Source organism: Polaromonas sp. CG_9.7 (assembly GCF_015752205.1).
GTDB lineage: Bacteria > Pseudomonadota > Gammaproteobacteria > Burkholderiales > Burkholderiaceae_C > Polaromonas.
In genome coordinates this window covers 105,668-124,714 of sequence record NZ_JADOVG010000003.1, presented here as the reverse complement: position 1 = coordinate 124,714, position 19,047 = coordinate 105,668, and the positions used below count along the sequence as shown (strand labels likewise).

15 protein-coding genes and 1 tRNA gene are annotated in these 19,047 nt (G+C 60.2%); 11 read left to right on the top strand and 5 right to left on the bottom strand.

Annotated features, from left to right (window positions below; genetic code table 11):
- Positions 1–43 precede the first annotated feature (43 nt).
- Complete coding sequence (locus tag IWX87_RS04455; protein WP_196862313.1) at positions 44–796, bottom strand: DUF4386 family protein; 753 nt, start codon at positions 794–796, stop codon at positions 44–46.
- 126 nt (positions 797–922) lie between these two features.
- Here IWX87_RS04455 and IWX87_RS20010 point away from each other — a divergent pair, with 126 nt between their 5' ends.
- Positions 923–1,213, top strand: a complete 291-nt coding sequence (locus IWX87_RS20010; RefSeq protein WP_370583761.1) for an AraC family transcriptional regulator ligand-binding domain-containing protein — start codon at positions 923–925, stop codon at positions 1,211–1,213.
- The gene (locus IWX87_RS20005) at positions 1,134–1,943 is read left to right on the top strand and encodes an AraC family transcriptional regulator (RefSeq protein WP_196862311.1); all 810 of its coding nucleotides are present in this window, start codon (positions 1,134–1,136) and stop codon (positions 1,941–1,943) included. The genes IWX87_RS20010 and IWX87_RS20005 overlap by 80 nt, the downstream gene beginning before the upstream one ends.
- Positions 1,944–2,462: 519 nt before the next feature.
- Here IWX87_RS20005 and hemH read toward each other — a convergent pair.
- Positions 2,463–3,566: a ferrochelatase gene (hemH, locus tag IWX87_RS04440; RefSeq protein WP_196862310.1), complete on the bottom strand. Its 1,104-nt coding sequence runs from the start codon at positions 3,564–3,566 to the stop codon at positions 2,463–2,465.
- A gap of 20 nt (positions 3,567–3,586) precedes the next feature.
- On the opposite strand from hemH, the gene IWX87_RS04435 reads away from it, so the two are divergent.
- Both IWX87_RS04435 and IWX87_RS04430 read left to right on the top strand, forming a co-directional pair.
- On the top strand, positions 3,587–4,291 hold the full coding sequence (locus tag IWX87_RS04435; protein ID WP_196862309.1) for an HAD family hydrolase: 705 nt from the start codon (positions 3,587–3,589) through the stop codon (positions 4,289–4,291).
- Positions 4,292–4,299: 8 nt separating this feature from the next.
- Positions 4,300–4,932: a glutathione S-transferase family protein gene (locus IWX87_RS04430; RefSeq protein WP_196862308.1), complete on the top strand. Its 633-nt coding sequence runs from the start codon at positions 4,300–4,302 to the stop codon at positions 4,930–4,932.
- A 64-nt stretch (positions 4,933–4,996) separates the two neighbouring features.
- On the opposite strand, the gene hpnE is transcribed toward IWX87_RS04430, so the two are convergent.
- The 3 genes from hpnE to hpnC form a co-directional block, all read right to left on the bottom strand.
- Positions 4,997–6,259, bottom strand: a complete 1,263-nt coding sequence (gene hpnE / locus IWX87_RS04425; protein ID WP_196862307.1) for a hydroxysqualene dehydroxylase HpnE — start codon at positions 6,257–6,259, stop codon at positions 4,997–4,999.
- A gap of 135 nt (positions 6,260–6,394) precedes the next feature.
- The gene (hpnD, locus tag IWX87_RS04420; RefSeq protein ID WP_196862306.1) at positions 6,395–7,237 is read right to left on the bottom strand and encodes a presqualene diphosphate synthase HpnD; all 843 of its coding nucleotides are present in this window, start codon (positions 7,235–7,237) and stop codon (positions 6,395–6,397) included.
- Positions 7,238–7,315: 78 nt separating this feature from the next.
- Complete coding sequence (gene hpnC / locus IWX87_RS04415) at positions 7,316–8,179, bottom strand: squalene synthase HpnC (RefSeq protein ID WP_231374581.1); 864 nt, start codon at positions 8,177–8,179, stop codon at positions 7,316–7,318.
- A gap of 132 nt (positions 8,180–8,311) precedes the next feature.
- Between hpnC and IWX87_RS04410 the strand changes: the two genes are divergently transcribed.
- The 7 genes from IWX87_RS04410 to lon all read left to right on the top strand — a co-directional run bounded on the left by IWX87_RS04410 (position 8,312) and on the right by lon (position 19,027).
- Complete coding sequence (locus IWX87_RS04410; protein ID WP_196862304.1) at positions 8,312–9,475, top strand: efflux RND transporter periplasmic adaptor subunit; 1,164 nt, start codon at positions 8,312–8,314, stop codon at positions 9,473–9,475.
- Positions 9,476–9,482: 7 nt separating this feature from the next.
- A complete protein-coding gene (locus IWX87_RS04405) occupies positions 9,483–12,707 on the top strand; it encodes an efflux RND transporter permease subunit (protein ID WP_196862303.1) in 3,225 nt (1,074 codons plus the stop codon).
- Between the two features lie 122 nt (positions 12,708–12,829).
- A tRNA-Leu gene (locus IWX87_RS04400) sits at positions 12,830–12,916 on the top strand.
- A 111-nt stretch (positions 12,917–13,027) separates the two neighbouring features.
- Positions 13,028–14,338 carry a trigger factor gene (tig, locus tag IWX87_RS04395; protein ID WP_196862302.1) on the top strand — a complete coding sequence of 437 codons (1,311 nt, stop codon included), beginning with the start codon at positions 13,028–13,030 and terminating at the stop codon, positions 14,336–14,338.
- A 93-nt stretch (positions 14,339–14,431) separates the two neighbouring features.
- Positions 14,432–15,082, top strand: a complete 651-nt coding sequence (gene clpP / locus IWX87_RS04390) for an ATP-dependent Clp endopeptidase proteolytic subunit ClpP (RefSeq protein ID WP_370583759.1) — start codon at positions 14,432–14,434, stop codon at positions 15,080–15,082.
- 129 nt (positions 15,083–15,211) lie between these two features.
- Positions 15,212–16,477 (top strand): ATP-dependent Clp protease ATP-binding subunit ClpX, encoded by a 1,266-nt coding sequence (clpX, locus tag IWX87_RS04385; RefSeq protein WP_196862301.1) that lies wholly within the window; start codon positions 15,212–15,214, stop codon positions 16,475–16,477.
- A gap of 120 nt (positions 16,478–16,597) precedes the next feature.
- On the top strand, positions 16,598–19,027 hold the full coding sequence (lon, locus tag IWX87_RS04380) for an endopeptidase La (RefSeq protein WP_196862300.1): 2,430 nt from the start codon (positions 16,598–16,600) through the stop codon (positions 19,025–19,027).
- The last annotated feature ends 20 nt before the right edge of the window (positions 19,028–19,047 follow it).

Sequence of the window (19,047 nt, the reverse complement as noted above, 5' to 3'; positions counted from 1 at the left end):
GAAAGTAGCGTTGCTGGCTGCGGCACGGATCGGAAGGCGATGTTCATGCTCGAGTCTCCAATCGTTGGGGCGGTAAGGCCAGCCCGGGAGGGCTCGGCCGGTGCCGTGCCAGCGCCACCCCAAGTACAAGCATCCAAATCGGCAGCACGACGTTGTTGAGCGCTGCGATAGGCTCGACCCATGTGATGACGTTGCGCAGCATGGCCAGGCCGCCCAGCAGGCTGGCCGACGCGCCGGCCACCATGAGCCAGCGCCGTCCAGAGGACGCCGCGCGGGTGAGCACTATGGCAGCGCACAGGAAAAACGAGTTCAGGAACAGCTCGCCCAGAAACTCGCCGACGAAGTTGCCGAGGTAGCTGTTGGAAGCGGCGAAGACCACAGTGATGGCCTCACGCGCGCCGGGGGACGCATCAGCGTAGGCTAGGGCTAGTTGCCAGTGCAAGCTCGGCCAGCGAAGCAAACCCGCCATCATGGCGGCGGCACTCAGCAAAGCACAGATCAAGGCCACCATGGCGGTCAGCGGCGCTGCATGGCGCCCGGCGGCATAGACCCCCATTGCGGTCGGCAAGAGCAGCAACGGGATCAATCCGTACAGCACCCAGACCGCGCGTCCGCCAGACCCTAGCGCAAGCAGCTGCGGTAACACCTGCGCGGCTGGCAGGTCCAGCACATCGGGGTAGCCGAAGCTGCGCGCCAGCACCATGAAGACGGCGGAGAACAGCAGCGTCGCGGCGATCAGCGAGCCACCGCCAAAGACAGTCGCTGCTCGCAAAAAATCATCTGAATCACGATTCACCATATACTCCTTGGACACCTTGAACGGCGTGACGTAAGTGTCCAGTGAGCCGGTCCGATCAGCAATGACGGGACGCGCCACCGACTTGACCCGTTGCGCCAGATTTCTTTCCTGGATGGAGCCCCGATGCGCGAGGCTACGATTGCGACGTCGCTTCTGATCGACTTTCTCGGTTTTCTTGGCCGTCGAGGATTAGCAGCCGAAACGGTCTTTCGGGCAGCGCAGATCGACCCCTCTTGGGTCGACGACCCCAATTCACGTGTCCCCGCTGCGGCAATGGAACGGCTGTGGGCCGCGGCGGAGCAACTCACCGGCGACGCCGACCTAGGCCTGCACAGTGCACAGTGCAGAGGTCTACAACCCTGGCGCGTTAAGCATCGTCGGCTACGTGATCCTCAGCTGTCGGACGGCCGGTGAAGCGCTGGAGCGCCTTGCACGTTATGCGCCGTTGCTGAACGAGGGTCTGCAGGTCAAGGTCGAACACAAACAGGACACGACGATCTGCCGGTTCGGCGCGGCGGACGACCTCGGCAGCTACCTGCGTCGCTCACCCCGCCAAGTCATCGAGACCGTGGCTGCTGGCATCGTGCTCACGCTCGGGCGGGTGGCGACGCGGCCCCCGGTGCCGATCGCCGTGACCTTTCAGCATGCCGCGCCTGCGTCTATTGCCGAGCATGCGCGGCTGCTGGGCCCCGTGGTCCGTTTTGATCAACTCGAGAACGCAGTCGTGTATTCCACTTCGGCGCTGGCGGCAGGTATGCTGTCAGCCGATCCAGCGCTGCTGGAGGTGTTTGAGGGGGACGCCCGGCGTCGCCTCGAACAACTCAAATCACACGGCACAGTGAGTGGCCGGGTGCAAAGCATCGTCGGTGCGCGCCTGAAGGGTGAAGTGCCAAGCCTGGCCGTAATTGCCTCAGAACTGGCGATGAGTGAACGATCGGTTCAGCGCAGCCTCACCGAGGAGTCCACCTCTTACCGTGAAATCGTCGACGAGGTTCGCAAGGACCTGGCGCTGTCTCACCTGTCGAGGCCTGGCGCCACGGCCGCCGACGTGGCATTCCTGCTAGGGTTCTCTGAACCCAGCGCATTCACACGTGCGTTCCGCCGCTGGACCGGGTCGTCGCCCTCCCAATTCAGGTGCGCTTAAGACTACGACTCAGTGCGCATAGCTACTATGGCATTCAGTGCGCGCAGGAGCGGCGGGTTGATTGCACGGCAAGTTGTGAAGCAGGAGGGAGCCTCCTCAGCCACCAAGCTAAAGTGGCCCGTGCACGCATACCGGCTTGACGTAAACCTGACCGCCGTGGCTTACCGCTCCTGGCCCGGTCCTGAAGTTCATCCATGCATCACCAATGACTGGAATCGCGGCAATCCGGACCGCCGTTCCGGTGGCAGCGCAGCTCAATCGGATGACTGCTTTGTGGCGATGAGTCCAAGAGTCTGAAATTCCGCTTTGTCGTCGGAAACTGCCCTTCGATCTGAAACCTTGAATGACTGGAATCAGTCTGAACCAGCCCTTCAGTTGGTGATGCTCAATCAGCCGGCATTGGCTGACCGCAACCACAGCGAATCAGCACATTGCTTCCATAAAAATCAGCACCTGTCCAAGAAAAAAAGTGCAAGTAGCTATTAAAAAAATAGCAATAAAAAATCCGTTCCGGGTTTTTTATTGCCTGGCGCCAAGCGCCAAGGCAGCTGCACGAGACGCCGCGAGTTTGTGTGCATCGCGTGCCTCCCCGGTGTCCCAGCCGCCCATGTGCCGGATGGCAATGTCACTCAAGGCTGCGAGCCACCGGGGGCTGTCGTTCAGGCAGTCGATGTAGCTGAAGGTTTTGCCGCCCGCCTCCAGGAAGGCGTGGCGCGCCTCCATCGAGATTTCTTCCAGCGTTTCCAGGCAGTCGCCGGTGAAGCCGGGGCAGACCAGGTCAACGCTTTTCAAGCCCGACTGCGCCAGCTTGACCAGTGTCGGCTCGGTGTAGGGCTCGAGCCATTTGGCCTTGCCAAAGCGCGACTGGAAAGTCAGCTGCCAGCGGTCCTTGGCCAAGCCAAGGTTTTCGGCCAGCAGACGCGCGGTCTTGTGGCATTCGCAGTGGTAGGGGTCGCCCAGCATCAAGGTGCGCTCGGGCACGCCGTGAAAGCTCATGACCAGCTTGTCGGCCTGGCCGTTGAGTTTCCAATGCTGGCGAATCTTTTCAGCCAGCGCGTCGATGTAGCCCGGGTCGTCATGGTAGTTGTTGATGAATCGGAACTCGGGAATGCGCCGCACCTTCGCCGCCCAGGTGTAGACCGCGTCGAACACGCTGGCCGTGGTGGTGCCGCTGTACTGCGGATAGGCCGGCAGGATCAGGATGCGCGTGACGCCGTCAGCTTTCAGCTGGTCAAGCTGCGAGGCAATCGACGGGTTGCCGTAGCGCATCGCATAACGCACCTCGACCGGGTGGCCGCGCTGGCCCAGGTAACCGCGCAGCATGACCGCCTGTTTTTCAGTCCAGACCTTCAGCGGCGAGCCTTCGGGCAGCCACACGCTGGCGTACTTGGCAGCCGATTTTTTGGGCCGGGTGCGCAGAATGATGCCGTGCAGGATCAGCATCCAGATGGGCTTGGGAATCTCGACCACCCGCGCATCGCTCAAAAATTCGCCCAGGTAGCGGCGCAGTGCCGGTGCGGTGGGCGCATCGGGCGTGCCCAGGTTGCACAGCAGGATGGCGGTGGTGGCGAGGGCCTTGGGCGGTGCGCCGTGGGCATACGAAGGCTCGGTTGCAAATGACATGCGGTATTCTCGCCTAAGCCATGCTCGATTTAACCCCCATCAAAGCCATCACCCTAGACCTGGACGACACACTCTGGCCGATTTGGCCGACTATCGAAAAAGCCGATCTTGCGTTGCATGACTGGCTTGTCCAGCATGCCCCGCAGACGGCGGCGCTGCTGGCCCAGCCGGCGGTGCGCCACGAGATTCGCGAGCATGTCAACGGCCTGTATCCCGAACTCCGGCACGACCTGAGCACCTTGCGCACCCGGGCCATCCGGCTGGCGCTTAGCCGCAGCGGCAACGACCCAGGCCTGGCTGAAGCGGCGTTCGAGGTGTTTTTTGACGCGCGCCACCAAGTCACGCTGTTTGACGATGCGCTGCAGTCGCTGCAGTTTTTGTCGCGCCGGATGCCGCTGGTGGCGTTGTCCAACGGCAACGCCGACGTTCACCGCATCGGCATTGGCTCGTATTTCACGGCCAGCCTGAGCGCCCAGCAGTTCGGCGTCGGCAAGCCCGATCCGCGCATTTTTCATGCGGCGGCCAGCGCGGTCGGTCTGCAGGCGCACGAGGTGCTGCATGTGGGCGACGACGCCGAGCTCGATGTGCTGGCGGCGCTTGACTGCGGCATGCAGACCGTCTGGGTGAACCGCTCCGACCATCCCTGGGCGCATCGTGCCCAGCCGCACGAAATCGTGACCACGCTCACCGAACTGTGCGCTTTGTTCCCCCTTGAGCCCCACTGAAAGCCGACATGACCTTGAAAATCTATGGCACGGCGGCTTCCCGCGCCGCACGCCCCCTGTGGGTGGCGCAGGAACTGGGTCTTGCCTATGAGCACATCGCCTTGCCCTACGTGGGCGGCGCCACGCGCACGCCCGAGTTTTTGAAGGTCAACCCGAACGGACGCATCCCGGTAGTGGACGACGACGGCGTGCTGGTCTGGGAGTCGATGGCCTGCACGGTCTACCTGGCCGAGCGTTTCCTGAGCCCCAACGGCCTGTCGCTGGCGGCACGCAGCCATGCCGAGCGCGCCGAGATCCTGCGCTGGACCTTCTGGGTCGTGACCGAATGCGAAAAGGACGCGCTGATTTTCCTGATGCACGCCATGCTCATGCCGCCGGAGCGCCGCAAGCCGCAACTGGCCGAGGAATCGCTCAGGCACCTGGCGGGTCCGTTGCGCATTCTGGACCAGCATTTGCAGGGCCGCCCCTGGCTTGCCGGCGACCGCTTCACCGTGGCCGACATCTGCGTGGCTTCGGTGATTGCCTGGGTCGAAGGCGCCAGTGAGCTGATGGCGCAATGCCCGCAGGTGCGCGACTGGCTGCAGGGCTGCCTGGCGCGCCCGGCCTTCCAGCAGGTCCGTTATATGGCGCAAAGTGCCTGAAGCGCTTGTCCAGAAAGCACGCATAGCTATTAATTGATGAGTGTCTGGCCCTGCTGCCAGTGGTTCAGCACACGCTTCGGGCAGCCTCAAGTCCGGAGCGCACGGCGCCTTCCAGCGTGGCCGGATACGGGCCCGCCATGTAGTCGCCGCACGCCAGCAGGCCGTTGGCGATCTGCTGCGCCGGACGTTGCAAGTCTGGCGTGCAGGCGAAGGTGGCGCGTTTTTCGACAATCGTTTGCACCGGCTTCAAATCCTTCAAACCCAGATGACGCGCGGCCTGCGCCAGAACTTGCCCTGTCAGCGTGGCGCTGTCGCCGGAGCTGGCGCTGATGACAAAGGCCAGCAGACCGGCCGGGCCACCGAACTGCGCCCGGTCAAAGACGAACTGGGCGGGTTCATCCGCGCTGGCATGCAAGGCCAGCATCGGATGCGCCAGGCTGGCGCTGGCGCCATAGGCATAAACCGTGGTCAGCGCTTCATGCGTCAGGCTGCGTGCCTTCGCCATCCATGCGTCGGCGGCAACCCCGCTGCCTTGTACCAGGCGCGCCGCTTCAGCCAGCGGGCAGGCGAGCAGGACGCTGTCGAAGATTTCGCCGTCCACCGTCCACTGAGGGCCCGCTGGCAACAGCGACTGAACCCGCACCCCCAGCCGCTGTACGCCCCCGCGCACCGCCAGCCAGGCCAGCGCCGCATCGGGCAGCATGGCGCTCAGGTCTGTGCGCGGCAGCAGCAAATTCGATCCGCCGCTTTGCGCAAACAGCGCATCGCGCATCACGCGCAGGAACACCTGCCCGCAAGCGCGTTCGGGCGGGGTGTTCAGTGCCGAGACACACAGCGGCTCGATCAGCCAGGCCATCGGGCCGGGCGCCAGGTTGCGGCACAAGTCGCTGACAGATTGCCCGGGCGGACAGGTGAAGCCGCCCAGCCGCCAGCCCAGCGCCACCTTGAACAACGACAGCTTGTCGGCCCATGACCAGCCGCTGGCGGTCAATATGCCTGCGAAGGCGTCCAGCGGCGCCGGCCAGTCGGGCAGGGCCAGGCCGCTACCGTCCGGAAAGCGCATGGTCAGCGGCAGGCGAAGAAAGGACGCCGCCGCATCGACACCCACATCCTTCATCAGCTGCAGCGTCTGGGCATAGGCGCCGATCAGGATGTGCTGGCCGTTGTCCAGCGTGACAGGCAAACCATTCAGCGTCGCCATGACGCGCCTGGCACGGCCGCCAGCGATGCGCGAAACCTCAAAAATCGTGACTTGGTGACCGAGCCGCGTGGCCTCGACCGCAGCAGCGCACCCAGCCCAGCCAGCGCCGATGATGGCAATGTTCATTTAACCAAATGCCTGGCAGCAAACGCCGGCCTATACCAGCAGGGGCCGCGGAACCGGCTTCGCCGGGCCGCAGGCGCAGCAGCCACCTCGGGGGGCAGCGAACTACACGAAGTGGGGAGCGTGGGGGCCATATAACTAAACTACTTTGCCGAAAGCCTGCGTTTTCCAAGCCAGCCAGAACTTGCGCAGCGGCGTCAGGCTGACGCGCTGGTGCAGCACCTGGAAGTTGTCGGCGGCGATTTCGCGCAGCAGCGTGCGGTAGATGCTGGCCATCATCAGGCCCGGTTTTTGCGCACGGCGGTCGGCATCCGGCAGCAGCGCCAGCGCTTCGTCGTACAGGCGCAGCGCGCGTTCGGTCTGGAACTTCATCAGCGCGCTGAAACGGTCCGAATATTCGCGCTTCAACACTTCGTGCGCCTTCACATCGAACTGCTGCAGTTCATTGACCGGGAGGTAGATGCGACCGCGCATCGCATCTTCGCCGACGTCGCGGATGATGTTGGTGAGCTGGAATGCCAGGCCCAGCTTGTGCGCATACGCCGTGGTGGCGTCGTCGGTCTGGCCAAAGATGCGCGCCGCCACTTCGCCGACGATGCCGGCCACCAAGTGGCAGTAGCGCTGCAGCGCCGGAAAATCCAGGTAGCGGTTTTGCGACAGGTCCATCATGCAGCCGTCGATGACCGCCTGCAGATGCCGCGCCTCGATGCCGTAGGTGGCGGTCATCGGCATCAAGGCTTTCATCACCGGATGTGTCGGGTTGCCGGCAAACGACTTGGCCACCTCGCCCTGCCACCAGCCCAGCTTGGTATGCGCCACGCCGGGGTCGGTGACTTCATCGACCACGTCGTCGATTTCGCGGCAGAACGCGTAAAAAGCGGTGATGGCTGCGCGCTTTTCCGTCGGCAAAAACAAAAAGGCGTAATAAAAGCTGCTGCCGGAAGCGGCAGCCTTTTCCTGGACATAGTTCTCTGGCGTCATGCGCGGGATTGTCGCAGGCTGAAACGGCGGATTTGCTGCAGCAGGGGATACAAGGTTAAAAGCATCGGGGCTATATCCTTACATCCATAGAGCGCGCCAGCCCATCACGACCACATCCCATGCGCCAAGCTTGGGCCGCCGCCTCAGCGTGTCAAAGCCCTGTGCCTCGATCTTTTCCAGAATCCTCAGGCCGCCCTGGACCACCAGGCGCAGCTCCCAGCCGCCGCGTCCGGGGACCTTTTTCACCAGTTTTGAACCTTTTCGCATCATGGCGCCCGCCTGGCGTGCGTTGTCAGCTATTAAATTTAAAGTATTTTGGTGGCTTTCCAACCTCAGCAACTGCGCCTCATCGACGCCATTCGCGGCCCAGCTGACGGCGGGCAAATAAATCCGTCCACGCGCAATATCCTCCCCCAGGTCCTGCCAGAAGTTGATCAACTGCAATGCGCTGCAGATGCAGTCGCTTTGCGCCAATGATTTGGCATCGTTCACGCCGTACAAATGCAGCAGCAGCCGGCCGACCGGATTGGCCGAGCGGCGGCAGTAGTCCAGCAGTTCGGCCTGACTCGCATAGCGCTGCTTGACCACGTCCTGCTCGAAAGCACTCAGCAGGTCGGCCAGCAGAGGCACCGGCAAATCGAACTGCCGGATCACCGGGCCGAGCTGCCCGAACACCTCTGCCCAGCGGGGCGAAGGCGGCAAGCCGGCGGCGGTCGCCATCAGGTCGGCGCGGTAGGCGGCCAGGTCGTCCAGCCGGGTTTGCGGCAGCGCGTCGCCTTCGTCGGCAATGTCGTCGGCGATGCGGGCAAACCAGTAGATGGCGGCGATGGCTGGGCGCAAATGTGGCGGACACAGCACCGTGGCCACCGGAAAATTCTCGTAATGGCTGACGCCTTGCAGGCTGGCGGGGTGCGCAGAAGAAGAAGTGGGGCCTGGATTCATGCGCTGGATTGTCGCTTGACAAGATTTTGCATTTCTCATAGATTACTAACCGATTAGTCAGTAGCACTTGACCGATGCCGCTTTGCACCAGACTGCCCGGACGCGTCCGGACCCTTTTCCCACCAGCCCATCATGAATAAAACCGTTGTTTCCCTGGCAGGCGCCGCCTTGCTGCTGGTCGCCTGCTCACGGCCCGCGCCGCCCGAGGAGCCGGTTCGCGCCGTAAAGGTCATCACCGTCGGCACCAGCGCCTATGCCCCCAGCCGGGAATATGCCGGTGAAGTCCGTGCCCAGGTCGAATCCCGGCTGGGTTTCAGGATTGGCGGCAAGCTCGTCAAGCGGCAGGCTGAACTCGGCCAGCAGGTCAGGGCCGGACAGGTGCTGGCGCAGCTCGACCCACAGGATTACCGCCTGGCCGCCGAGGCAGCTCGCGCGCAGGTAGCCGCTGCCGCCACCAACCGCAACCTGGCCGCCGCCGATTTCAAGCGCTACCAGGCGCTGAAGGATCAAAACTTCATCAGCGGCGCCGAACTGGAGCGCCGTGAGGCGACCCTGAAGGCCGCGCAGGCGCAACTGGAGCAGGCTCAGTCGCAGTCGGCGGTGCAGGGCAACCAGACCGGCTATGCGGTGCTGACGGCCGATGTGTCCGGCGTGGTGACGGCAGTGGAGGCCGAGCCGGGCCAGGTCGTCGCCCCTGGCGCCACCGTGGTACGCATTGCCGCCGATGGCGTGCGCGACGTGGTGTTTTCTGTGCCTGAGGACAGGGTGGCCGGCATCAAGACGGGCGCGCCGGTTCGCATTCGCGTCTGGGCGCAGGGCACCGAGCTGCTAGGTGCGGTGCGCGAGGTGGCCGCCAGCAGCGACCCGGTGACGCGCACGTACCCGGTCAAGGTGTCGATCGAGGGCAAGGCACCGCCGCTGGGCGCGACGGTCTATGCCATTCTGGACAGCGGCGCTGCCACCGGCACGCCGGTCATCAAGCTGCCCACCAGCGCCTTGCGCCAGGAGGGCAATGCCACCGCTGTGTGGGTGCTGGACAAGTCCAGCATGACGGTCAGGTCGCAGGTCGTCCAAGTGGCCACCGCCGATGGCAATGAGATCGTGGTCGGCGCTGGCCTGACGCCGGGCATGCTGGTGGTCAGCGCCGGCGTGCATGTGCTGTCGCCCGGTCAGAAAGTCACTATTTATGAATCAAAACTCCCTTCTGCGCAAGCAGGGCGGGTGCAAGCAGCTCCTGATTCAATAGCAAAGCCGGTATTGGCTGCGCCAGCGGCGTCTGCTTCCGGCGCGAAGTGAGGCCGGTATGACGCAACCGATCCAAGACCACGCCAATGACGTGCGCCCCCAGCCTTCGGAGCGCTTCAACCTGTCGCGCTGGGCGCTGGAGCATCCGGCGCTGACGCGCTATTTGCTGCTGGTGCTGATGGTGCTGGGCTTTTCGGCCTACTTTCAGCTTGGGCAGGACGAAGACCCGCCTTTTACCTTCCGCGCCATGGTGGTGCGCTCCTACTGGCCGGGCGCCACCGCGCAGCAGGTGGCCGAACAGGTCACCGACAAGCTCGAACGCACGCTGCAGGAGGTACCTTATGCCGACCGCATCCGCAGCTATTCCAAGCCTGGCGAGTCGCAGATCATCTTCCAGATCAAGGACTCGTCCAAGGCCAGCGAAGTGCCCAATGTCTGGTATTCGGTGCGCAAGAAGATTGGCGACATGCGAGGCACGCTGCCGGCCGGCGTGCAGGGGCCGTTTTTCAACGACGACTTTGGCGATGTCTATGGTGTGATCTACGCGCTGGAGTCCGACGGCTTCAACTACGCCGAACTCAAGACCTTTGCCGACGACGTGCGCCAGCAACTGCTGCGCGTGCCCGATGTCAGCAAGGTCGAGCTGTTTGGCGTGCAAGACGAAAAGGTTTTCATCGAGGTGTCGCAAAAGCGCCTGGCCACGCTGGGGCTGGACCTGAACCAGGTGTTGGCGCAACTCGGCCAGCAAAACGCGGTTGAGTCGGCGGGCAGCCTGCAGACGCCGCTGGATGTGGTGCAGGTGCGCGTCGCCGGCCAGTTCGAGGCGATTGAGCAATTGCGCGCCATGCCGATTCGCGGCAGCTCGGGCCGGCAGTTCCAGCTTGGCGACATTGCCGACGTCCGGCGCGGCTATGTCGATCCGCCAGTGGTCAAGGTGCACCACCAGGGCCGGGAAGTGATTGCGCTGGGCGTGGCCATGACCAAGGGAGGCGACATCATCCGGCTGGGCAAGTCGCTGGAAAAACTCTCGGCCGGTCTGGAGCGCAGCCTGCCGGCGGGCGTCAGGCTGGTCCACATGCAGGACCAGCCCAAGGCCGTGGCCAGTTCCGTGAACGAGTTTGTCGGTGTGCTGATCGAAGCCGTGCTGATCGTGCTGGCGGTGAGTTTCATCAGCCTGGGCCTGCACAAGCGCCCTTTTCAAGGACCGGGCCAGCTGCCGTTGTGGAAGCGCTACTACATCGACATCCGGCCGGGGCTGGTCGTGGGCATCACCATTCCGCTGGTGCTGAGCCTGACATTTCTGGCCATGTGGTACCTGAACATCGGCCTGCACAAGATTTCGCTGGGCTCGCTGATCATCGCGCTCGGGCTGCTGGTCGATGACGCCATCATTGCTGTCGAGATGATGGTGCGCAAGATGGAGGAGGGCTATGACAAGGTGCGCGCTGCCACCTTTGCCTACGAGATCACCGCCATGCCGATGCTGACCGGCACGCTGATCACCGCCGCCGGCTTTTTGCCAATCGGTCTGGCCAAATCCGTGACTGGCGAATACACCTACGCGATTTTTGCCGTCACGGTGATTGCACTGGTGCTGAGCTGGATTGTGTCGGTGTACTTTGTCCCCTACCTGGGCACGCTGCTGCTCAAGCCGCCGCCGCATATACAGGACGTGAACCAAACTCAAGCCGGCCATGACAGCCCGCATGAAATGTTCAACAGCCCGTTCTACAACACCTTTCGCCGCACGGTGAACTGGTGCGTGGAACACCGATGGCTGACGATTGGCGCCACGGTGCTGATTTTTGCGCTGGGCATTGTCGGCATGGGCCGGGTGCAGCAGCAGTTCTTTCCGGATTCGAGCCGGCCCGAGATCATCGTCGACATCTGGTTCCCTGAAGGCACCTCGTTTGCCGCCAACGCAACAATTGCCAAGCGCGTCGAGCAGCGCCTGATGAAGGAAGAGGGCGTCACCACCGTCAGCACCTGGCTGGGCTCGGGCGTGCCGCGGTTTTACCTGCCCATGGACCAGGTGTTTCCGCAGACCAATGTGTCGCAGATGATCGTCCTGTCCAAAGACCTGACGGTGCGCGAATCGCTGCGCATCAAGCTCCCGGCCTTGCTGGCCACCGAATTCCCCGAGGTGCGCGGCCGCGTCAAGCTGCTGCCCAATGGGCCGCCGGTGCCATACCCGGTGCAGTTTCGCGTCGTTGGCAGCGACCCGCTGGTACTGCGCCAGCGCGCCGACGAGGTCAAGGCGCTGATACGGGGCAACGCCAGCATGCGCGGCGTCAATGACAACTGGAACGAGTCGGTCAAGGTGATACGCCTGGAAGTCGACCAGTCGAAAGCGCGCGCGCTGGGCGTGACCAGCCAGTCGATTGCGCAAGGGGCGCGCACGCTGCTCAGTGGCTCGACGGTGGGCCAGTTCCGCGAAGGCGACAAGCTCATTGACATCGTGCTGCGCCAGCCGCTCGACGAACGCAACGCCATTACCGACATCGGCAACGCCTATCTGCCGACCGCCTCTGGCCAGTCGGTTCCGCTGACGCAGATCGCCAAACCTGTGTTTGCCTGGGAGCCGGGCGTGATGTGGCGTGAAAACCGTGACTACGCCATCACTGTTCAGGGGGACATCGCCGAAGGCCTGCAAGGCGCGACCGTCACCGCACAACTGCTGCCCGCGCTCAAGGCGCTGGAAGCCCAATGGCACAGCAATGGCATGGCGGGCTACCGTATTGCCGTGGCCGGTGCGGTCGAGGAAAGCAGCAAGGGTTCGGCGTCGATTGCCGCCGGCATCCCTATCATGCTGTTCCTGACCTTCACGCTCTTGATGCTGCAACTGCACAGTTTCAGCCGGGCCATGCTGGTGTTCCTGACCGGGCCGCTGGGCATCGCGGGCGTTGCCGGGGCCTTGATATTGTTGGGCCGGCCGTTTGGCTTCGTGGCCTTGCTGGGCGTGATTGCGCTCATGGGCATGATCCAGCGCAACTCGGTCATCCTGATTGACCAGATTGAGAAGGACCGGGCCAGTGGCATCCCTGCCTGGGACGCGATTGTCGAGTCTGCCGTGCGTCGTCTGCGGCCCATCGTGCTGACGGCGGCAGCGGCCGTGCTGGCGATGATTCCCCTCTCGCGCAGCGTGTTCTGGGGACCGATGGCCGTTGCCATCATGGGCGGGCTGATCGTGGCCACAGTGCTGACCTTGCTGGCCTTGCCGGCGATGTACGCGGCCTGGTTTCGTGTCAAGCGGGAAGAGGGCGCCACCTCAGCTGTTGCTTGATTCGGCCCTGCGCAATGTATTGTCAAAAAAAGCGGCTCGCGGATACAGGCTAAAATATAAAGTTGACCGATTTCAAGCGGGAATCTGGAGCGTAATCCGGATTCCCGCTGTTTTTTTCAGGAGCGCGGGTGGCGAAATTGGTAGACGCACCAGGTTTAGGTCCTGACGGTAGCAATACTGTGCGGGTTCGAGTCCCGCCCCGCGCACCATCCCTGAGGCTTTGCCATGGCAGTTGTGCCGCTGGCCCTCAGAAGCTGCTTGACAGCAGCCGAACAGGCAAAAGCCCAGTTTTGAATATCTTTGATTTTTAGGAAACCATCATGGCCGTGACTGTTGAAAATCTTGAAAAGCTCGAGCGCAAAATGACGCTCACGCTGCCCCTCAATACCATCCAGTCGGAGGTCAATACCCGTCTGAAGAAGCTGGCCCGTACCGTCAAGATGGATGGTTTTCGTCCCGGCAAGGTGCCGATGAGCGTGGTCAGCCAGCGCTATGCCTATTCGGTGCATTACGAGGTCATGAACGACAAGGTCGGCGAGGCTTTTGCGGTCGCTGCCAACGAAGCAAAACTGCGCGTGGCTGGCCAGCCCCGCATCAGCGAAAAAGAAGATGCGCCTGAAGGCGAACTGGCCTTTGATGCGATTTTCGAGGTCTACCCTGAAGTCAAGATTGCCGACCTGGCCAACGCCGAAGTCGAAAAAGTCAACGCAGAAGTCAGCGACGCCGCCATCGACAAGACGCTCGACATCCTGCGCAAGCAGCGCCGCACCTTCGCCCAGCGCGCAGCCGATGCGCCCGCCCAGGACGGCGACCGCGTGACCATCGACTTTGAAGGCAAGATGGACGGCGAGACTTTCGCTGGCGGCAAAGCGGAAGATTTCCAGTTCATCGTTGGCGACGGCCAGATGCTGAAGGAATTTGAAGATGCAGTGCGCGGCATGAAAAACGGTGACAGCAAGACATTTCCGCTAGATTTTCCAGCCGATTACCACGGCAAGGATGTCGCCGGCAAGCAGGCCGATTTCCTGGTGACGGTCAAGAAGATCGAAGCTGCGAACCTGCCTGAAGTCAACGAGGCGCTGGCCAAGTCGCTCGGCATTGCCGTCGCCACGGTCGAAGGCCTGCGTTCAGACATCCAGAAGAACCTTGAGCGCGAAGTCAAATTTCGCCTTTTGGCCCGCAACAAGAATGCGGTCATGGACGCGCTGGTGGCCAATGCCGAACTCGACCTCCCCAACGCCAGCGTTCAGGCCGAACTTGAACGCCTGGTCGAAGGCGCACGCGCCGACCTGAAAAAGCGCGGCATCAAGGACGCCGACAAAGCGCCCATTCCCGATGACATCTTCCGCCCACAAGCTGAAAAGCGCGTTCGACTGGGTCTGGTGGTGGCGGAATTGGTTCGCGCCAATGAGTTGCAGGCCAAGCCAGAACAACTCAAGGCGCACATCGAAGAACTCGCCGCCAGCTATGAAAAGCCTCAGGAAGTCGTTCGCTGGTACCTGAGCGACAACACCCGCATGGCCGAAGTCGAGGCTGTGGTGATTGAAAACAACGTTACAGACTTTGTCCTCGGCAAAGCCAAGGTCAGCGAGAAGGTAATTTCGTTTGACGAACTGATGGGCCAGAACTGAGGGGCTGACTTCTCCTGACGCTGGGGCTTGTGCTTTGCGGTACAGGCCCCAACTCATTTTCGGTACAGTACACATATCACTGGAGAAAAATCAATGGTCAGAAATATCAATTACGGTGGCTATAGCAGCCCCCAATCCGCCAGCCAGGAAATTCAGGGCCTGGGCATGGTCCCCATGGTCATTGAACAATCCGGCCGTGGCGAGCGTTCTTACGACATTTATTCGCGACTGCTGAAAGAGCGCGTGATTTTTCTGGTTGGCCCGGTCAACGACCAGACGGCCAACCTGGTGGTCGCGCAGTTACTGTTTCTGGAAAGCGAAAATCCTGACAAGGATATTTCCTTTTACATCAACTCGCCTGGCGGTTCGGTCACCGCCGGTATGGCAATTTACGACACGATGCAGTTCATCAAACCCGACGTGTCGACGCTTTGCGTGGGTATGGCGGCCAGCATGGGCGCATTCCTGCTGTCAGCCGGTACCAAAGGCAAGCGCTTTTCGCTGCCCAACTCGCGCGTCATGATTCACCAGCCTTCGGGTGGTGCGCAGGGGCAAGCGTCGGACATCGAAATTCATGCACGAGATATTCTGAAGACACGCGATCAGTTAAACCGCATATTGGCAAAAAATACCGGCCAGACAGTTGAAAAAATCGAGCGCGACACCGAGCGCGACTATTTCATGTTTGCCGACGAAGCCCAAGCTTATGGCGTGGTCGATCAGGTAATTTCCAAACGACCCTGATCGGCCCTGTAGAGCTTCGAACGGCTTTGCAACAACGGCGTTTTTCTGTTACAGAAACGCCGTTTTTTTATTGGTTATTATTGGCGAAGCGCATAGTTTCACCACGTCACGTTAAAGGTGTCCCCCACAATGGCAGAGAAAAAAGGCTCCTCCAGCGAAAAGACTTTGTATTGCTCTTTTTGCGGCAAAAGTCAGCATGAAGTCAAAAAATTGATTGCTGGTCCATCCGTTTTTGTCTGTGACGAATGCATTGATCTGTGTAATGAGATCATTCGTGACGAACTGCCTGCAGGCGGCGAGGTCACCGAGACGCGCAGCGATCTGCCAACACCAGCAGAAATCAAGGCGACACTGGACGGATATGTGATTGGCCAGGAACCTGCCAAGCGTACATTGGCCGTTGCTGTTTACAACCATTACAAGCGTCTACGTCATAAGGAATCAGCCAAAAAGGATGACGTCGAACTAACGAAAAGCAACATCTTGCTGATCGGGCCAACAGGTTCTGGCAAAACGCTGCTGGCACAAACACTGGCCCGGACCCTGAATGTGCCTTTTGTGATGGCCGACGCCACCACCCTGACCGAAGCTGGTTATGTCGGTGAAGACGTGGAAAACATCATCCAGAAACTGCTGCAAAGCTGTAACTACGAGGTTGACCGCGCCCAGCAGGGGATTGTCTATATCGACGAGATTGACAAGATCTCGCGCAAATCGGACAACCCGTCAATCACTCGCGATGTGTCCGGCGAAGGCGTGCAACAGGCGCTGCTCAAACTGATGGAAGGTACGATGGCTTCGGTGCCACCGCAAGGTGGACGCAAGCATCCAAATCAGGATTTTCTGCAGGTTGATACCACAAACATCCTCTTTATATGCGGCGGTGCTTTTTCTGGTCTTGAAAAAGTCATTGAAGGACGCACGGAAGCCTCGGGAATCGGGTTTGGCGCAGCTGTAAAGAGCAAAAAGACCCGCAGTTTGACTGAAGCATTCAAGGATGTCGAACCCGAAGACTTGATCAAGTTTGGCCTGATTCCTGAACTGGTGGGGCGTATGCCAGTCATTGCCACCTTGGCCGAACTCAGCGAAGACGCGCTGGTGCGAATTCTGACGGAGCCAAAAAATGCCGTGGTCAAGCAGTTCAGCAAACTGCTTGCCATGGAAGGTGTTGATCTGGAAATCAGACCGTCGGCCCTCAAGGCCATTGCCCGCAAAGCGCTCGCTCGTAAAACTGGTGCACGCGGCTTGCGTTCGATTCTGGAGCAATCCCTGATTGACACCATGTTTGATTTGCCAACTACCAGCAATGTCGACAAGGTGGTCGTTGATGAAGCGACAATCGAGGAAAACAAGCCGCCTTTGCTGGTCTACCGCGAAGCCGCCAAGAAAGCCTGAGTCCCTACCGTACGAGGCAGGTGCCTGCAATGGCAAGCCGGGCCTCCGGTTACTACAATTTCGCACTGCCCCTAAAGGGAATGTGGCGTTCTGCCTTCTTATGAAGGTTTAAGGTTTTATATGTCTGCACAAACTTTTCTTCCTGCAATTCCTCTCGAACTGCCGCTACTGCCGTTGCGGGACGTTGTTGTCTTTCCGCATATGGTGATCCCGTTGTTTGTGGGCCGTCCCAAGAGCATCAAGGCACTTGAACTGGCCATGGAGTCTGAGCGCCGAATCATGCTGGTGGCCCAGAAAACCGCTGCCAAGGACGAACCTTCGGTCGATGACATGTTCGAGGTGGGCTGTGTGGCCACAATCCTGCAACTCCTGAAATTGCCAGATGGAACGGTCAAGGTTCTAGTCGAAGGGCAGCAGCGCGCGCGGGTTAACAAGATTGAGGAAGGCGAGCAGCACTTCACCGCTAATGTGTCACCGGTCGAGCCACTGGTTGATGTCGCAGGTGACAAGGGCAGCGAGATCGAGGCGCTGCGCCGCGCCGTGACGCAGCAGTTTGACCATTACGTCAAATTGAACAAAAAAATACCACCTGAAATACTGACATCGATCTCTAACATCGACGATGCCGGGCGGCTTGCAGACACGATCGCTGCGCATTTGCCGCTCAAGCTGGATGCCAAGCAGGCCATTCTGGATCTGGACAATGTCAAGGCGCGCCTTGAGAACCTGTACGAGCAGCTCGAGCGCGAAGTTGACATTCTCAATGTAGATAAAAAAATCCGTGGGCGCGTCAAGCGTCAGATGGAAAAGAACCAGCGCGACTTTTATTTGAACGAACAGGTCAAGGCCATCCAGAAAGAATTGGGAGAGGGTGAAGAAGGCGCTGATCTTGACGAAATCGAAAAGAAGATCAAGAGCGCCAAAATGCCGTTGGAAGCCCGTAAAAAGGCAGAAAGCGAACTGAAAAAACTGAAGCTGATGTCACCCATGTCGGCGGAAGCAACGGTTGTTCGCAGCTATATCGATGTGCTGCTGGGCTTGCCTTGGAGCAAGAAAACCAAGATCAAACATGACTTGGTGAATGCTGAAGCAGTGCTTAATGAGGACCACTATGGCCTTGAAAAGGTCAAGGACCGTATTGTCGAGTATCTTGCAGTTCAGCAGCGGGTTGACAAACTGAAGGCTCCTATTCTGTGCCTTGTAGGCCCTCCGGGTGTTGGAAAGACGTCGCTTGGCCAGTCGATTGCAAAAGCCACCGGCCGCAAGTATGTTCGTATGGCCTTGGGGGGTATGCGCGACGAGGCAGAAATCCGTGGACACCGCCGTACTTATATTGGCGCTTTGCCGGGAAAAGTTTTGCAAAACCTGAGCAAGGCAGGTACACGCAATCCGCTGTTCCTGCTTGACGAGATTGACAAGCTTGGCACTGACTTTCGGGGCGATCCTTCAAGTGCGTTGCTCGAAGTGCTGGACCCGGAACAAAACCACACCTTTGGCGACCACTATGTCGAAGTCGATTTCGACTTGAGTGACGTGATGTTTGTTGCAACATCGAATTCGATGAATATTCCACCGGCGCTTTTAGACCGTATGGAAGTCATCCGCTTGTCTGGTTATACCGAGGACGAAAAAACCAGTATTGCCATGCGTTATCTGTTGCCCAAGCAGGTCAAGAACAATGGCGTGAAAGATGAAGAACTGGAAGTGCAGGAGCAAGCGGTTCGTGACATCGTGCGCTACTACACGCGCGAAGCGGGTGTCCGCTCACTGGAGCGGGAGTTGTCCAAAATTTGCCGCAAGGTGGTCAAAGGCATACAGCTGAAGAAAATGACGCCCAAAGTGCTCGTCACGCCTGATAACCTGAATGAATTTCTGGGTGTCCGTAAATACGACTACGGCCGTGCAGAAAAAAATAATCAGGTGGGCCAGGTCGTCGGGCTGGCCTGGACTGAAGTGGGCGGTGACCTGCTTACGATCGAAGCAGCCGTCATGCCGGGCAAAGGCGTCATCACCCGCACCGGGTCATTGGGCGATGTCATGAAAGAGTCAGTCGAGGCCGCACGGACCGTTGTCCGCAGCCGGTCCAGGGGTTTGGGCATAAAGGATGAGATGTTTGAAAAGCGTGACATCCATATCCATGTTCCTGATGGTGCAACGCCCAAGGATGGCCCTAGCGCCGGAGCTGCCATGACTACCGCGTTTGTTTCTGCATTGACAGGCATTCCTGTCCGTGGCGACGTGGCAATGACAGGTGAAATAACCCTGAGGGGAGAAGTCACGGCCATTGGCGGTTTGAAGGAAAAGCTGTTGGCTGCCTTGCGAGGAGGCATCAAGACAGTACTGATTCCGCAAGAAAATGCCAAGGATCTTCAGGAAATTCCGGATAACGTTAAAGCGGGTCTGGAAATCATTCCGGTGAAGTGGATTGACCAGGTGCTGCAGGTGGCCCTTGAACGGCAGCCAGTCCCGTTGACTGATGAAGAAGTTGCGTTGATTGCCGCCGCCAGTGCTGCCCTTCCTTCACCAGCCGTCGGTACGGTCAAGCACTGAGCAAAGTTCTCAAATTTTGA

Bases quoted from the DNA above. Each gene is read 5' to 3' on its own strand.
- IWX87_RS04405 (WP_196862303.1), top strand. From the start codon at position 9,483: ATGACGCAACCGATCCAAGACCACGCCAATGACGTGCGCCCCCAGCCT.
- tig (WP_196862302.1), top strand. From the start codon at position 13,028: ATGGCCGTGACTGTTGAAAATCTTGAAAAGCTCGAGCGCAAAATGACG.
- hpnD (WP_196862306.1), bottom strand. From the start codon at position 7,237: ATGACGCCAGAGAACTATGTCCAGGAAAAGGCTGCCGCTTCCGGCAGC.
- lon (WP_196862300.1), top strand. From the start codon at position 16,598: ATGTCTGCACAAACTTTTCTTCCTGCAATTCCTCTCGAACTGCCGCTA.
- hpnE (WP_196862307.1), bottom strand. From the start codon at position 6,259: ATGAACATTGCCATCATCGGCGCTGGCTGGGCTGGGTGCGCTGCTGCG.
- IWX87_RS04435 (WP_196862309.1), top strand. From the start codon at position 3,587: ATGCTCGATTTAACCCCCATCAAAGCCATCACCCTAGACCTGGACGAC.
- clpP (WP_370583759.1), top strand. From the start codon at position 14,432: ATGGTCAGAAATATCAATTACGGTGGCTATAGCAGCCCCCAATCCGCC.
- clpX (WP_196862301.1), top strand. From the start codon at position 15,212: ATGGCAGAGAAAAAAGGCTCCTCCAGCGAAAAGACTTTGTATTGCTCT.
- IWX87_RS04430 (WP_196862308.1), top strand. From the start codon at position 4,300: ATGACCTTGAAAATCTATGGCACGGCGGCTTCCCGCGCCGCACGCCCC.
- IWX87_RS04410 (WP_196862304.1), top strand. From the start codon at position 8,312: ATGAATAAAACCGTTGTTTCCCTGGCAGGCGCCGCCTTGCTGCTGGTC.
- hpnC (WP_231374581.1), bottom strand. From the start codon at position 8,179: ATGAATCCAGGCCCCACTTCTTCTTCTGCGCACCCCGCCAGCCTGCAA.
- hemH (WP_196862310.1), bottom strand. From the start codon at position 3,566: ATGTCATTTGCAACCGAGCCTTCGTATGCCCACGGCGCACCGCCCAAG.
- IWX87_RS20010 (WP_370583761.1), top strand. From the start codon at position 923: ATGCGCGAGGCTACGATTGCGACGTCGCTTCTGATCGACTTTCTCGGT.